The sequence below is a fragment of the Streptomyces sp. NPDC049887 genome (assembly GCF_040656535.1).
Taxonomy (GTDB): domain Bacteria; phylum Actinomycetota; class Actinomycetes; order Streptomycetales; family Streptomycetaceae; genus Streptomyces.
The window spans coordinates 89777-105169 of record NZ_JBFAMM010000012.1 but is presented as its reverse complement, the minus strand read 5'-3'; the positions used below and the strand labels follow the sequence as shown (position 1 = coordinate 105169).

General features: G+C 71.9%; 13 protein-coding genes. 7 read left to right on the top strand and 6 right to left on the bottom strand.

All coding sequences use genetic code 11. The features are described 5' to 3' along the window. The first annotated feature begins 21 nt into the window (after positions 1-21). Both AB0J10_RS17075 and AB0J10_RS17070 read left to right on the top strand, forming a co-directional pair. Positions 22-738 carry an ABC transporter permease gene (locus AB0J10_RS17075; RefSeq protein WP_363062466.1) on the top strand — a complete coding sequence of 239 codons (717 nt, stop codon included), beginning with the start codon at positions 22-24 and terminating at the stop codon, positions 736-738. 81 nt (positions 739-819) lie between these two features. Further along, a complete protein-coding gene (locus AB0J10_RS17070; RefSeq protein ID WP_363062276.1) occupies positions 820-1788 on the top strand; it encodes a COX15/CtaA family protein in 969 nt (322 codons plus the stop codon). A 14-nt stretch (positions 1789-1802) separates the two neighbouring features. On the opposite strand, the gene AB0J10_RS17065 is transcribed toward AB0J10_RS17070, so the two are convergent. The 3 genes from AB0J10_RS17065 to AB0J10_RS17055 all read right to left on the bottom strand — a co-directional run bounded on the left by AB0J10_RS17065 (position 1803) and on the right by AB0J10_RS17055 (position 4379). Continuing rightward, positions 1803-2885, bottom strand: coding sequence for an amidohydrolase family protein (locus AB0J10_RS17065; RefSeq protein ID WP_363062274.1), 1083 nt, complete (start codon positions 2883-2885; stop codon positions 1803-1805). A gap of 115 nt (positions 2886-3000) precedes the next feature. Continuing rightward, positions 3001-3342, bottom strand: a complete 342-nt coding sequence (locus tag AB0J10_RS17060; RefSeq protein ID WP_363062272.1) for a hypothetical protein — start codon at positions 3340-3342, stop codon at positions 3001-3003. A gap of 89 nt (positions 3343-3431) precedes the next feature. After that, complete coding sequence (locus AB0J10_RS17055) at positions 3432-4379, bottom strand: heme o synthase (protein ID WP_363062270.1); 948 nt, start codon at positions 4377-4379, stop codon at positions 3432-3434. A gap of 355 nt (positions 4380-4734) precedes the next feature. On the opposite strand from AB0J10_RS17055, the gene tkt reads away from it, so the two are divergent. From tkt to pgl, 5 genes are read left to right on the top strand one after another with little or no spacing between them, the layout of a single operon-like run. Then, positions 4735-6855, top strand: coding sequence for a transketolase (gene tkt, locus AB0J10_RS17050; protein ID WP_363062268.1), 2121 nt, complete (start codon positions 4735-4737; stop codon positions 6853-6855). A 34-nt stretch (positions 6856-6889) separates the two neighbouring features. Continuing rightward, on the top strand, positions 6890-8032 hold the full coding sequence (gene tal / locus AB0J10_RS17045; RefSeq protein WP_363062266.1) for a transaldolase: 1143 nt from the start codon (positions 6890-6892) through the stop codon (positions 8030-8032). Between the two features lie 5 nt (positions 8033-8037). Further along, entirely contained in the window at positions 8038-9570 is a 1533-nt protein-coding gene (zwf, locus tag AB0J10_RS17040) for a glucose-6-phosphate dehydrogenase (protein ID WP_363062264.1), read from the top strand. Beyond that, on the top strand, positions 9567-10631 hold the full coding sequence (opcA, locus tag AB0J10_RS17035; RefSeq protein ID WP_363062262.1) for a glucose-6-phosphate dehydrogenase assembly protein OpcA: 1065 nt from the start codon (positions 9567-9569) through the stop codon (positions 10629-10631). The genes zwf and opcA overlap by 4 nt, the downstream gene beginning before the upstream one ends. Next, positions 10628-11434, top strand: a complete 807-nt coding sequence (pgl, locus tag AB0J10_RS17030; RefSeq protein ID WP_363062260.1) for a 6-phosphogluconolactonase — start codon at positions 10628-10630, stop codon at positions 11432-11434. Before opcA ends, pgl begins: the two co-directional genes overlap by 4 nt. 145 nt (positions 11435-11579) lie before the next feature. Here pgl and AB0J10_RS17025 read toward each other — a convergent pair whose 3' ends face one another. The 3 genes from AB0J10_RS17025 to pgi are packed head-to-tail and all read right to left on the bottom strand — an operon-like array spanning position 11580 to position 15277. Beyond that, positions 11580-13103, bottom strand: a complete 1524-nt coding sequence (locus tag AB0J10_RS17025) for a PH domain-containing protein (protein ID WP_363062258.1) — start codon at positions 13101-13103, stop codon at positions 11580-11582. Continuing rightward, the gene (locus AB0J10_RS17020; RefSeq protein ID WP_363062256.1) at positions 13100-13600 is read right to left on the bottom strand and encodes a PH domain-containing protein; all 501 of its coding nucleotides are present in this window, start codon (positions 13598-13600) and stop codon (positions 13100-13102) included. The genes AB0J10_RS17025 and AB0J10_RS17020 overlap by 4 nt, the downstream gene beginning before the upstream one ends. A gap of 12 nt (positions 13601-13612) precedes the next feature. After that, positions 13613-15277, bottom strand: a complete 1665-nt coding sequence (gene pgi, locus AB0J10_RS17015; RefSeq protein ID WP_363062254.1) for a glucose-6-phosphate isomerase — start codon at positions 15275-15277, stop codon at positions 13613-13615. Between the last annotated feature and the right edge of the window lie 116 nt (positions 15278-15393).

Below are 15393 nucleotides of genomic sequence, written 5' to 3'. Positions count from 1 at the left end.
GGGGGTGCGCCGGTCGTCCGGATGATCGCGGCGCAGGCGGCGCTGGAGACCCGGATGCTGCTCCGCAACGGCGAGCAGTTGCTGCTGACGGTGATCATCCCGTCGCTGCTGCTGGTGCTCTTCTCGACCGTCGACATCGTCGACACGGGAGGGGACCGGGCGGTGGACTTCCTCGCCCCCGGCGTCCTGGCGCTGGCCGTGATGTCCACCGCCTTCACCGGCCAGGCGATCGCCACCGGCTTCGAGCGCCGCTACGGCGTGCTGAAGCGGCTGGGCGCCTCCCCGCTCCCCCGCTGGGCGCTGATGGCGGCCAAGACGCTCTCCGTCCTGGTCACGGAGGTCCTGCAGGTCGCGCTGCTGACGCTGATCGCCCTCGGGCTCGGCTGGTCGCCGCGGGGCGGTCCCGTCGCCGTGGCGCTGCTGCTGGTCGCGGGAACCGCGGCCTTCTCGGGGCTGGGTCTGCTGATGGCCGGCACGCTCCGGGCCGAGGCGACGCTCGCCGCGGCCAATCTGGTCTTCCTGCTGCTGCTGGTCGGCGGCGGGGTGATCGTGCCGCTGGACAGGTTCCCGGACGCGGCGCAGACGGTCCTCTCACTGCTGCCGATCTCCGCGCTCTCCGACGGGCTGCGCGACGTGCTCCGGGACGGCGCGGCACTGCCGTGGGCCGATCTGGGGATCCTGGCGGGCTGGGCGGTGCTGGGACTCGCCGCGGCGGCGAGGTTCTTCCGCTGGGAGTGAGCGCCTGCGCGGCCTCCGGTACGGCCTGGCGACGACGCTCCGGGGGCCCCTCGTGAAAACACGCACAAGCGCCCCTCTACGATGGTCGCCGTGCAAACCCCCCTCGCCCACATCGCCAAGCGCTGGACGCCGTCCCCCACGGTGCTCCGGCGAGCCGCGCTCGCACCCGTCGTGATGAGCGTGGTCATCATCGTCACCGGCGGCGCGGTCCGGCTGACCGGCTCCGGGCTCGGCTGCGACACCTGGCCCAAGTGCACGGACGACAGTCTGTTCGCGACGCCCGAGCAGGGCATCCACGGCGCCATCGAGTTCGGCAACCGGATGCTGACGTACGTCCTGTCGGCGGCGGTCGGCTGGGCCATCATCGCGGCCCGCTCCACCAAGCCCTGGCGGCGCGGGCTCACCCGGCTCGGCTGGGCGCAGTTCTGGGTCGTGATGAGCAACGCGGTCCTCGGCGGCATCACCGTGTGGGCGGGGCTCAACCCCTGGACGGTCGCCGGCCACTTCCTCGCGGCGAACGCACTGCTGACGGTGGCCACGGTCACCTGGATCCGGGCGGGCGAGGGCGACTGCGCGCCCCGGCCCCGGGTCCCGCTCCCCGTGCGGCGGCTGTCCTGGGCGCTGACCGGCGCGGCGGGCCTGCTGATCGCGGCGGGCACGATCGTGACCGGGTCCGGCAAGCACGCGGGCGACAGCAGCGATGTGCCGAGGATGCCGTTCGACTGGGTGGACGCGGCCCATGTCCACGCCGCGTTGGCCTGGCTGGTCTGCGTGCTCGCCGTGGCGGCCTGGCTGGCGCTGCGGATCGTGGACGCGCCCGACGACACCCGGGCACGCGCCAGGGAGCTGGTCTGCGTGCTGGTCGCGCAGGGCGCCGTCGGCTATGTGCAGTTCTTCACCGACGTGCCGGAGCTGCTGGTCGGCGCGCACATGCTCGGCTCCTCGCTGATGTGGATCGCCGTGCTGCGGCTGGCCCTGAGCCTGCGGGAGCGTCCGCTCGCCGCCCCTGGCGCCCCGGCCGCGCCGGACGCCGCCCTCACCGCGGCCTGAGCCGGCGGTCCGGTTCAGCCGGCCAGTCCGTAGACGCGGCGGGCGTTGTCCGCCGCGATCATCCCGGCGACCCGCCGGGCGTCCGCCCGGCACCAGGCGCCGTCGCCGACCCAGCCGCCGAGCACCCGGTCCAGCGCCTCCCGGAAGATCCTGGCGCCGACGACATGGAGCTCGGGCAGCCCCCGGGCCCCGCTGGAGAACAACAGCTTCCCGAACGGGGCATGCTCCAGGGTCTCGGCCAGGACCGCCGCCGCCCCCGCGCCGGTGTGGGCAGGCGCGGGCCCCACATCGGCGTACACGTGCGGGAAGACGCTCGCCAGATGCGCGGCGTGGCGGTGGTACGGGTAGCTGTGCAGCAGCACCAGATCGGTGCCGAGGCCCGCGGTGGCCGCCGCGAAGCCGGTCAGCGACAGCGGATCGCCCACCCCGACGTGGATCTGCAGTGGCCGCCCCGAGGCGACGGCGACCCAGAGCAGATGGCGCAGCAGCACGGGGTCGGTGAGCCGGCCGCCGACCGCCCGGCCTTCCAGCCAGCGCCCGGTGGCGCCGCGCACCTCGCCGGACCCGGGTGGATCGGGCGCGAGGGAGGCCCCGTGCCGTACGCCGGCGACGGAGGTGAAGGCGACGGCCGAGTCGGCTGCGCCGTGCACGGCCTCGGCGAGGTTGGTGAGGAACGAGTCGACGGTGCCCGAGGTGTCGGCGACCTGTTCGGCGAGGAGTTCCAGGCGCACGATCTCATGGGCGTCCGCCATGCCCGCGGCGGCGATCTCGGGCACTCCGGTGAGGTCCCCGGGCGGTCCGGTGTCCACCAGGTAGGTGGAGATGCCGGTGGCCCGCAGCAGCCGCCTGCCGGATTCCAGGACGCCGAGCTCGCGGCGGCGCGCGAGATAGTGCGTGGGCGGGCAGTGGGGTTCGAGGCCGAGCAGCGGCGGGCACCAGCGGCGTACGGCGAAGCCGGTCTGGGTGTCGAAGAAGGTGGTGCCGGGTGCGGGCGGCCCGGCGGTCCCGCCGAGGTGGGCCTCGAAGGTACCGAGGCCCAGCTCCGTGCGGAGGACGCCGTGGCAGTACTGATCCACCAAGGACGGCGTGTCGATCATCCGGGGCTCCCAGCGGTGGACGTCGTTCCACCCGTCCTAACGGGTGAGCCCCGCGCGAGGTGTTGCCCCGGGCCGCAACGGCCGCTCTCCCGCGCCCCCGCAGGGCACGGAGCGGTCAGCCGTTCGACGGGCCGCCGATCTGGATGCCGGCCATCCGGGTCCACTCGTACGGTCCGGTGCGGACCTTCAGCGCGAAGTCGCCGTCGAACGACTCGTGCAGGGTGATGCCGGACTTCTCCGCGGCCCTGACGGCGATCTCGTGGGTCGGCGCGACCAGGTCGCCCCAGCGGCCGTCCTCGCCGACGAGCACGATGCGGGTGCCCGTCTGGCCGATGTACGCGAGCTGGCCCTCGGCGCCGCCGTGCGCCTTGGCGAAGGCGCCGATCTGCTTGGCGAGCCTCGCCGCCTTCCGCTCGGTCTTCGCGGACTGCTTCTCGTCAACCTGGGTGTCTGCCATGACCAGGATGCTACTCGCGGGTAGATCGACTGGCGACCGCCCGGCCACGTGGTCTCGGCCACGCCGTCCCGGGTCGCCCGGTCGGCCGGTCAGCGCAGGAAGGGGTCCACGGCGACGGCGACGAACAGCAGCGAGACATAGGTGATGGACCAGTGGAACAGCCGCATCTCCTTGAGCTTCCCGCCCGTCACCCCGGCCTTGGCGCGGCTCTGCAGCGCGTGCGCCTCCCAGAGCCACCAGCCGCCGGTGGCCAGCGCCACCACCGTGTAGAACCAGCCGGTGTAGCCGAGCGGGGTCAGCAGCAGCGAGACCGCCACCATCACCCAGCTGTAGACGACGATCTGCCGGGCGACGACCTTGTTCGAGGCGATGACCGGGAGCATGGGCACGCCCACGCGCGCGTAGTCCTCCTTCACCTTCATCGACAGCGGCCAGTAGTGCGGCGGCGTCCAGAAGAAGATGACGAGGAAGAGGACGACGGCGGCCCACGACATGGAGTCGGTGACGGCGGACCAGCCGATCAGCACCGGCATGCAGCCGGCGATGCCGCCCCAGACGATGTTCTGCGCGGTGCGCCGCTTCAGCAGCATCGTGTAGACGACCACATAGAAGAGGAGCGCGCCGAGCGCCAGGGCCGCCGACAGCCAGTTGACGAGGAGTCCGAACCAGAGCGTGGAGACCACGGCCAGGGTGATCCCGAAGGCCAGGCCCTCGCGCGGCGACACCATGCCGGTGACCAGCGGGCGCTGCGCGGTGCGGTCCATCAGGGCGTCGATGTCGCGGTCGATGTACATGTTGAGCGCGTTGGCACCGCCCGCGGAGAGGTACCCGCCGACGCACGTGGCGATCACGAGCCAGAGGTCCGGCACGCCCTGCGCGGCCAGGAACATCACCGGTACGGTGGTGATGAGAAGCAGCTCGATGATCCGCGGCTTGGTCAGCGCCACGAATGCCTTGACGCGGGCCCCGAACGGCCGGTGGCCCCCCGGGCTGGGAGTCAAGACGACCCCGGCGGGTCGGGACTCGACGGCCGTCACGCACACCCCTGACAGAGAATTCCCAGCAAGCTTCGCGGGGGCATCCCTCGTACCCGGAGGGTCATGGAGGCGTGAATGCCCGGTGAAGGCTTGCGCGTACCACGCCACTCTAGACGTTGGCCCCATGCCGATCTTCGCGGGGGTGGGTCGTGTTGAGCGCTGCGGCCGCGGCGTCCGTAATCACCGGAGTCAGTCACCGACAACAGGCGAAGTCGGGCCGGTACCCGCAGGCTGGTTGATGTGTCCGATTGGAGAGACGTGCACCCGAAAGGATGCACGTTGCTGCGAGGGTAGGCTCGACAGCGCCCGGTCAGTCACCGGGACCCGAACATGTGGAGAGGAGCCCTGACCCAGGGTGAGCACCAAGCCGACCACCACAGACCTCGAGTGGACCGCATTGGACCAGCGGGCCGTGGACACCGTCCGTGTCCTCGCCGCCGACGCCGTACAGAAGGTCGGCAACGGCCATCCCGGTACGGCGATGAGCCTGGCCCCCGCGGCCTACGTCCTCTTCCAGAAGCTGATGCGCCACGACCCCGCCGACGCGGACTGGACCGGCCGTGACCGGTTCGTGCTCTCCGCGGGTCACTCCAGTCTGACCCTCTACATCCAGCTCTACCTCGCCGGGTACGGCCTGGAGCTCGACGACCTCAAGTCCTTCCGCACGTGGGACTCCAAGACCCCGGGCCACCCCGAGTACGGCCACACGGTGGGCGTCGAGACGACGACCGGCCCGCTGGGCCAGGGCATCGCCAACGCCGTCGGCATGGCCATGGCCGCCCGTTACGAGCGCGGGCTGTTCGACCCGGACGCCGCTCCCGGCACCTCCCCGTTCGACCACACCGTCTGGGCCGTCGCCGGCGACGGCTGCCTCCAGGAGGGCATCTCCCACGAGGCGTCCTCGCTGGCCGGCCACCAGAAGCTCGGCAACCTGGTGCTGCTCTGGGACGACAACCACATCTCCATCGAGGGCGACACCGAGACCGCGGTCTCCGAGGACACCCTGAAGCGGTACGAGGCGTACGGCTGGCACGTCCAGCGCGTGGCGCAGCTGCCGAGCGGCGACCTGGACCCGGTGGGTCTGTACGAGGCGCTGAAGGCGGCCAAGGAGGAGACCGGGCGTCCGTCCTTCATCGCCGTCCGCTCGATCATCGCGTGGCCGGCCCCGAACGCCCAGAACACCGAGGCCGCACACGGCGCGGCGCTGGGCGACGACGAGGTGGCGGCCACCAAGCGGGTCCTCGGCTTCGACCCGGAGAAGACCTTCGAGGTCTCCGAGGAGGTCGTCCGGCACACCCGTCAGGCTCTCGACCGCGGGCGCACCGCGCGCGAGGAGTGGGAGAAGACGTTCGCCGAGTGGCGTGCCGCCAACCCGGAGCGCGCCGCCGAGTTCGACCGCATCCGCGCGGGCGAACTCCCGGCCGGCTGGGAGGAGAAGCTCCCGGTCTTCGAGACCGGCAAGGCGGTCGCCACCCGTGCCGCGTCGGGCAAGGTGCTGCAGGCGCTGGGCGCGGTCGTGCCGGAGCTGTGGGGCGGTTCCGCGGACCTGGCGGGCTCGAACAACACCACGATCGACAAGACCTCGTCGTTCCTGCCCGAGGGCAACCCGCTGCCCGAGGCCGACCCGTACGGACGCACGGTCCACTTCGGCATCCGCGAGCACGCGATGGCCGCGATCATGAACGGCATCACGCTGCACGGCAACACCCGGGTCTACGGCGGTACGTTCCTCGTCTTCTCCGACTACATGCGCAACGCGGTCCGGCTGTCCGCGCTGATGCATCTGCCGGTGACATACGTCTGGACCCACGACTCGATCGGTCTCGGCGAGGACGGCCCGACGCACCAGCCGGTGGAGCACCTGGCCTCGCTGCGCGCCATTCCGGGCCTCAACGTCGTGCGCCCGGCCGACGCCAACGAGACGGCGATCGCCTGGCGCGAGATCCTCCGCCGCTGGACCAAGGAGTTCCGCGTGGGCACGCCGCACGGTCTGGCGCTGACCCGCCAGGGCGTGCCGACGTACGAGCCCAACGAGGACGCGGCCAGGGGCGGTTACGTCATGTTCGAGGCCGAGGGCCCCGGTGGGGAGAGCGCCGAGCCGCGGGTCGTGCTGATCGCCACCGGCTCCGAGGTGCACCTGGCCGTGGAGGCCCGCGAGCAGCTCCAGGCCGAGGGCATCGCGACGCGGGTCGTCTCGATGCCGTCCGTCGAGTGGTTCGACGAGCAGGACCGGGCGTACCGGGACTCGGTGCTGCCGCCTTCGGTGAAGGCGCGGGTGGCCGTCGAGGCCGGTATCGGGCTGACCTGGCACCGCTTCGTCGGTGACGAAGGCCGGATCGTGTCGCTGGAGCACTTCGGTGCCTCTGCCGACGGCAAGGTGCTGTTCCGCGAGTTCGGATTCACCCCCGAGGCGGTGGCCGCCGCAGCGCGGGCCGCGCTCGATTCAACGACCGGGATCGCCGCAGCCGAGCGCTGACGCCGGCATACGACCAGTAGGAGATGCAACTCTCATGACAGACGCACTCAAGCGCCTCTCCGACGAAGGCGTCGCGATCTGGCTCGACGACCTGTCGCGCAAGCGCATCACGTCCGGCAACCTGGCCGAGCTCATCGACCAGCAGCACGTCGTGGGCGTCACCACCAACCCGTCCATCTTCCAGAAGGCCATCTCGTCCGGCGACGGGTACGAGCCGCAGGTCTCCGACCTCGCCACCCGCCGGGTGACCGTGGAGGAAGCCCTCCGCATGATCACCACGGCGGACGTGCGCGACGCCGCGGACGTACTGCGGCCGGTGTTCGACGCCACGGGCGGCCAGGACGGCCGGGTGTCGATCGAGGTCGACCCGCGGCTGGCGCACAACACGGCGGCGACGGTCGCCGAGGCCAAGCAGCTGGCCTGGCTGGTGGACCGGCCCAACACGTTCATCAAGATCCCGGCCACGCGGGCCGGTCTCCCGGCGATCACCGAGGTCATCGGTCTCGGCATCAGCGTCAACGTCACGCTGATCTTCTCGCTGGAGCGCTACCGCGCGGTCATGGACGCCTACCTGGCCGGCCTTGAGAAGGCGAAGGCCGCGGGCCTGGACCTGTCGAAGATCCGTTCCGTGGCTTCGTTCTTCGTGTCCAGGGTGGACACCGAGATCGACAAGCGGCTGGACGCCCTCGGCACCGACGAGGCGAAGCAGCTGCGCGGCAAGGCGGCGCTCGCCAACGCACGGCTCGCCTACCAGGCGTACGAGGCGGTGTTCGGTTCGGCCGACAAGTCGACGCCGCCGTCGGAGCGCTGGGCCGCCCTCGACAAGGCGCAGGCCAACGCGCAGCGTCCGCTGTGGGCCTCGACCGGCGTCAAGGACCCGGCGTACCCGGACACGATGTACGTGGACCAGCTGGTCGCGCCGGGCACGGTCAACACCATGCCGGAGGCCACGCTGGAGGCGACCGCCGACCACGGGCGGATCACGGGCGACACGGTGCGCGGGACGTACGAGCAGGCCCGTGCCGAGCTCGACGCCCTCGAGAAGCTGGGGATCTCCTACGACGACGTCGTCCAGCTCCTCGAGGACGAGGGCGTCGAGAAGTTCGAGGGGTCCTGGAACGACCTGCTCAAGTCGACCGAGGCGGAGCTCCAGCGCCTCGCTCCCTCGGAGGGCTGAGCACCTTGACTTCCGCACACGGAGCGAATCCGCTTCGTGACGCCGCGGACCGACGGCTCCCGCGCATCGCGGGGCCGTCGGGCCTGGTGATCTTCGGCGTTACGGGCGATTTGTCACGGAAAAAGCTGATGCCCGCTGTGTACGACCTCGCCAACCGCGGGCTCCTGCCGCCGGGCTTCTCCCTCGTCGGCTTCGCCCGCCGCGAGTGGGACGACCAGGACTTCGCGCACGAGGTCCACGAGGCCGTGAAGGAGCACTCCCGCACTCCCTTCCGGGAGGAGGTCTGGCAGCAGCTCATCCAGGGCATGCGGTTCGTCCCCGGCGAGTTCGACGACGACGACGCGTTCGAGACCCTGAAGAAGACCATCACGGAACTCGACCAGGTGCAGGGCACGGGCGGCAACTTCGCCTTCTACCTCTCGGTGCCGCCGAAGTTCTTCCCCAAGGTCGTCAAGCAGCTGAAGAAGCACGGGCTCGCGGAGCAGAAGGACGGCTCGTGGCGGCGCGCCGTCATCGAGAAGCCCTTCGGCCACGACCTGGCCTCCGCGATGGAGCTCAACTCGCTCGTCCACGACGTGTTCGAGCCGGACCAGGTCTTCCGTATCGACCACTACCTGGGCAAGGAGACCGTCCAGAACATCCTGGCGCTCCGCTTCGCCAACACCCTCTTCGAACCGATCTGGAACCGGTCGTTCGTCGACCACGTGCAGATCACCATGGCCGAGGACATCGGCATCGGCGGCCGTGCCGGCTACTACGACGGCATCGGTGCGGCGCGCGACGTCATCCAGAACCATCTGCTCCAACTGCTCGCGCTGACCGCGATGGAGGAGCCCGCGTCCTTCGAGGCGGACTCGCTGGCGGCGGAGAAGACCAAGGTGCTGGGCGCGGTGAAGCTGCCCAGGGACCTCGCCGCCGGTACCGTCCGCGCCCAGTACGCCGCCGGCTGGCAGGGCGGCGCGAAGGTCGTCGGCTATCTGGAGGAGGAGGGCATCGACGCCACCTCCAAGACCGACACCTACGCGGCGATAAAGCTGGAGATCGACAACCGGCGCTGGGCGGGCGTGCCGTTCTACCTCCGCACCGGCAAGCGGCTCGGCCGCCGTGTCACCGAGATCGCCGTCGTCTTCCAGCGCGCGCCGCACTCCCCCTTCGACCGCACGGCCACCCAGGAGCTGGGGCAGAACGCGCTGGTCATCCGGGTCCAGCCGGACGAGGGTGTGACCCTGCGCTTCGGCTCGAAGGTCCCCGGCACCTCGCTGGAGGTCCGCGACGTCTCCATGGACTTCGCCTACGGCGAGTCCTTCACGGAGTCCAGCCCGGAGGCGTACGAGCGGCTGATCCTCGACGTGCTGCTCGGCGACTCCAACCTCTTCCCGAGGGTCGAGGAGGTCGAGCTGTCCTGGAAGATCCTCGACCCGATCGAGCAGTTCTGGGAGAAGCACGGCCGGCCCGCGCGGTACCCGGCAGGGACGTGGGGTCCGGTCGAGGCGGACGAAATGCTCGCACGAGACGGACGGAGCTGGCGCCGGCCATGAAGATCGACCTTACGGACACCACCTCCGGCAAGATCAACAAGGCGCTGGTGCAGGGCCGGCGGGCGATCGGCACCCCGGCCGTCGGCATGGTCCTCACCCTCGTCATCGTCACCGACGAGGAGAACGCCTACGACGCGCTGAAGGCGGCCAACGAGGCCGCCCGCGAACACCCCTCGCGCAAGCTCGTCGTCATCAAGCGCGTCTCCCGCTCTCCGCGCGACCGGGCCAAGGCGCGGCTGGACGCCGAGGTCCGGGTCGGCGCGGACGCCGGGACCGGCGAGACGGTGGTACTGCGCCTGTACGGCGAGGTCGCCGACCACGCCCAGTCCGTGGTGCTGCCCCTGCTCCTGCCGGACGCGCCGGTCGTGGTGTGGTGGCCGGTGAACGCGCCGGTCGATCCGGCTTCCGACCCCCTGGGCGCACTGGCCCAGCGCCGGGTCACCGACACGTACGCCTGCGAGCAGCCCATCGCCGAGTTGACGGCCCGCGCCGACGCCTACACCCCGGGCGACACGGATCTGTCCTGGACCCGTATCACCCCGTGGCGCTCGATGCTCGCGGCCGCGCTGGACCAGGTGGACTGGCGGATCACCGGGGCCGAGGTCGAGGGCGAGGAGTTCAACCCGAGCTGCGAACTGCTCGGCATGTGGCTCGGCGACCGGCTGGACGTCCCGGTGACGCGCACGGTCTCCGGCGGACCCGGCCTCACCGCCGTGCGGCTGCTGACGGACAGCGGCACCATCGTGCTTGACCGCGCCGACGGCTCCCTGGCGACGCTGTCCATCGAGGGCCAGCCGGACCGTGCGGTGGCGCTGAAGCGGCGTGACACCGCCGAGCTGATGGCCGAGGAACTGCGGCGGCTGGACCCGGACGACATCTACGCCGCGACGCTGCGGTTCGGGCTCGACCGGCTCGACCAGCGGAGCCCAGCGGCCGTCAGCGGCTCCGCCGCGAGGAAGGCCCCGGCGAAGCGCCCGGACCCGGCGGCGGAGAAGTCCGGGGAGAAGACCGGGGACAGGACTCCCGCGAAGGCAACGGCGAGGAAGGCGGCGTCCAAGTGAGCGCCCCCCAACTCGTCGTCCACCGCGACAAGGAACTGATGGCCCAGGCCGCGGCGGCCCGGCTGATCACGAAGATCGTGGATGCCCAGGCCGCCCGGGGCTCCGCCTCGGTGGTGCTCACCGGCGGGCGCAACGGCAACGGCCTGCTGGCCGCGCTCGCCGCGGCTCCCGCGCGGGACGCCGTCGACTGGTCGAGGCTCGACCTGTGGTGGGGCGACGAGCGCTTCCTTCCCGAAGGGGACCCGGAGCGCAACATCACCCAGGCCCGGAAGGCCCTGCTCGACTCGGTGCCGCTGGACCCGGCCCGGGTGCACCCGATGCCCGCGTCGGGCGGACGGTACGGCAACGACGCGGACGCCGCGGCAGCCGCGTACGCGGAGGAGCTGGCCGCCGCCGCGGGCCCCGAGCACTACCGGTCGGCGGCTGCCGACGCGGGCGGCGATGTGCCGGCGTTCGACGTCCTGATGCTGGGCGTGGGCCCCGACACGCACGTGGCCTCCCTGTTCCCCGAGCTTCCCGCGGTACGGGAGACCGAGCGTACGGTCGTCGGCGTCCACGGCGCGCCGAAGCCCCCGCCGACGCGCATCTCCCTGACGCTTCCGGCGATCCGGGCCGCTCGCGAGGTGTGGCTGCTCGCGGCCGGTGAGGACAAGGCGAACGCCGCGCGCATCGCCCTGTCGGGCGCGGGCGAGATCCAGGCCCCGGCGGCAGGGGCGTACGGCAGGTCGAGGACGCTGTGGCTGCTGGACGCGGCAGCGGCGGCCCAGCTGCCACGCGACCTCTATCCGCCCGCCTCCGCCTGACGGAGACTCACCGCTCCGGTGCGTACGGCCCGGTCCGCCCTTCCCCGGCGGACCGGGCCGTACGCCGTTCCGGAGGCGGGACCGCCACAGGCCCGGCGTGACCCGCTCGTGCCCCGCGCACCCCGGCGCCGCCCCCTCCGGCCGGTCAGCCCGGTTCGGCGGGCCGGTCGAGGAAGGGCTCAAGCAGCCCCGGGACCGCCCGGGCGGCGAAGTCCAGGATCTCCTGCTCGTCGGCGTCGTGCACCGGGTACGCACCGTCGCCCGCCGCCGTGGTGGCGGTCAGGGTCAGCAAGCCGGCACGCCGCTGGAACCACGACTGCCTCAGCGTCCACCCGATGACGCCGCCGCGCCGCAGCGCCACCGTGCATCGCCGTACGGTCCCCGAGCGGGCGACCAGATAGTCGCCTTCGAGCGCGTGACCCAGGCTCCGGTACGCGTCCAGGGCCAGCAGTACCGCGAGCGGCAGGGACACCGCCGCGCACACGGCGGCGGCGGACAGCAGGACGTCCGTCACCGACAGCCCCAGGACGACGAGGACCAGGACGGGCGCGAGCGCCGCCGCGAGGGCCCGGCGCAGTCTGCGGGAGCGCGCCGCACGCGGATGCCCGGTGAGCGGGGCGCGGGTGGGCGGGCGGGGCTCCCGCAGCACCCGGGCGGCGACGTCGTCGGCCACGGGCCCCGGCGCGGGCGGCAGCAGCGTCCTGTGGCCGGCGTTCCTGTCCTCGCCGTCCTCGACCAGTCCGGTCGCCACGGCATCCACCCGCGCGGCGCCGAACAGCCGCACGCCGAGGGGTTCGACGCGTTCGACCCCGCGCAGCCGTCGCTCCTCGATGGAGAGGGAGCGGGAGGTGAACAACCCCCGGCGGACCCGCAGCGTGCCGCCCGGTTCGCGTTCCAGCCGGTAGCCGAACCACATCTCCACCCAGAGGCCGAGCGCTCCGACGACCCCGGCCACCAGGGCGAGTACGGCGAGCACCGCGACCGACCAGAGCAGCGGGGTGTCCCGGACCCGCTCACCGACCCAGTCGATCACCTGGGTCTGCACCCCGAACCACTGGCTCACCTGCATCACCGCGCCGACCGCGGCACCGCCGAGCAGGGGCGCGACGAAGGACACCGGCGCGTAGCGGATCCAGCGGGGGTCGAGGGTCGCCAGTGTCCCCTCCCGGTCCGCCTCCGGAACCCCGGCGATCCGCCGGGCCAGCAGCTCCCGGCGCAACCGCTCGCCCTCGGCCCTGGGGACGGGGTCGAGCTCCAGCGTGGACTCCCCGCCACCGGTGTGCTCGCCGGTTCCGATCCGTACCTTCACCAGACCGAGTATCCGCAGCAGCGGATGGGCCGTCAGGTCGACCGTGCGGATGCGTTCGCGTGCCAGTGAGCGCCGCTTCACCAGCAGCAGTCCGGTGTGGAGTTCGGCGCGCTCGGGACCGATGCGGTACCGCGTGCGCCGCCAGCGCAGCCAGTCCGCGCCCGCGCCCCCGGCGATGAGCACCAGGGCGCCGGCGGCCACCCAGCCGAACGCCTGCCACCACGGCATGCTCCCGGCGAGAGCCAGCAGCGCGGGCAGCCCGGCGCCGGCGGCCACACCGGCCATGACGGCGGCCGTGACGAGCACCGTGCCCCGGTCGAGCCGGCGCCAGTCGTCGTCGGACCCGCCCTCGGTGCTCATGTGGCGTCCCCGGGGGTGGCCTGGGTGATCCGCGTGAGTTGCTCGGCCAGTGCGGCCGCGACCTCGTGGTCCAGGCCCTCGATCCGGACGGCGCCCTTGGCGGAGGCGGTGGTGACGGTGACGGTGGCCAGCCGGAACAGCTGCTCCAGCGGGCCCCGTACGGTGTCGACGGTCTGGATCCGGGACATCGGGGCGATCCGCCACTCCTGCAGGAGGGCGCCCGTGCGGACGTACACGGCCTCCTCCGTGACCTCCCAGCGGTGGACGCGGTACCACCAGGAGGGGAAGAAGGCCGTGCCGGCCAGACCCAGGAACGCCAGGACCCCGACCGCGATCCACAGCCAGGTCCTGGCGGGCCCGATGAACGCGCCGAGGGCGGCGAGCACCGCCACCGGCACGGCCGCCGTCAGCAGGCACCGCGCCCGCCACCACCCGACGGCGCGTTCGTTCAGCGTGTTGTTCGGCGGCCTCAGCCGCACGGTCCCCTCCCCCGTCATCGGATCGCCGTCCTACGCCCCGCCGCCCAGCGGGCTCCGGCCGCGCAGAGTGCGGTACATGGACACCAGGGCGGCGGTGGAGCTGTCGAGGTCCTCGCCCCCGCGGCCCTCGGTGAGCACCGGCTCCAGGCGCTTGGCCAGGACCTTGCCGAGCTCGACGCCCCACTGGTCGAAGGAGTCGATGTTCCAGACGGCGCCCTGGACGAACACCTTGTGCTCGTAGAGGGCGACGAGCTGGCCGAGGACGGAGGGCGTCAGCCTGCCGGCGAGGATCGTCGTGGTCGGGTGGTTGCCGCGGAACGTCTTGTGTGCCACCAGTTCCTCGGGCACGCCCTCCGCACGCACCTCCTCCGGGGTCTTGCCGAAGGCCAGCGCCTGGGTCTGGGCGAAGAAGTTGGCCATCAGCAGGTCGTGGTGGCCCGCCGGTCCGGCCGGCAACTCGTCGACGGGGTCGGCGAACCCGATGAAGTCGGCCGGCACCAGCTTGGTGCCCTGGTGGATCAACTGGTAGTACGCGTGCTGCCCGTTGGTGCCCGGCGTGCCCCAGACGACGGGTCCCGTCTGCCAGTCGACGGGCTCGCCCTCGCGGTCGACGGACTTGCCGTTCGACTCCATGTCCAACTGCTGCAGGTACGCGGTGAACTTGCTCAGGTAGTGCGAGTACGGCAGGACCGCGTGCGACTGGGCGTCGAGGAAGTCGTCGTACCAGACGCCGAGGAGGCCCATCAGCATCGGCGCGTTCTCCTCCGGCGGCGCCGTGCGGAAGTGCTCGTCGACGAGGTGGAATCCGTCCAGCATCTCGCGGAAGCGCTCCGGGCCGATGGCGATCATCAGCGAGAGCCCGATCGCCGAGTCGTACGAGTAGCGGCCGCCGACCCAGTCCCAGAACTCGAACATGTTCGCGGTGTCGATGCCGAAGTCGGCGACCTTCTCCGCATTGGTGGACAGCGCGACGAAGTGCTTGGCCACGGCCTCCTGGCCCGCGCCGAGGCCGGTCAGGAGCCATTCGCGGGCGGTGGTGGCGTTGGTGATGGTCTCGACGGTGGTGAAGGTCTTGGAGGCGATGACGAACAGCGTCTCGGCGGGGTCGAGGTCGCGGACCGCCTCGTGGATGTCGGCCCCGTCCACGTTCGAGACGAAACGGAACGTCAGGTCCCGTGCGGTGTAGGCGCGCAGCGCCTCGTAGGCCATCGCGGGGCCTAGGTCGGAGCCGCCGATGCCGATGTTGACGACGTTCCTGATGGGCTTTCCGGTGTGGCCGGTCCAGCGGCCCGAACGGATCTGCCCGGAGAAGGCGCTCATCTTGTCGAGCACGGCGTGCACGGCCGGCACCACGTTCTCGCCGTCGACCTCGATGACGGCGTCCCGGGGGGCGCGGAGCGCGATGTGCAGGACCGCCCGGTCCTCCGTGATGTTGATCTTCTCACCGCGGAACATGGCGTCCCGCAGCTTCGCGACCCCGGTGGCGGCGGCGAGGTCGCGCAGCAGTGCCAGCGTCTCGTCGGTCACCCGGTGCTTGGAGTAGTCGAGGTGCAGATCGCCGGCCCTCAACGTGTACCGGCTGCCGCGCTCGGGATCCGCGGCGAACAGCTCCCGTAGATGCGTGTCCGCCATCTGCTCACGGTGCTTGGTCAGAGCAGCCCATTCGGGCCTCCGGTTGAGCCGGATTGCGTTCATCTTCAGCCCACTTCTTCTCGTACCTGACTGCGTCCCCGCTGCCCCACCAACCTAATTGATCGTGAGGGCACCGGCGCGACGCAACGGCGTGCGGGCCGAACGCATCGGGCCCGGCC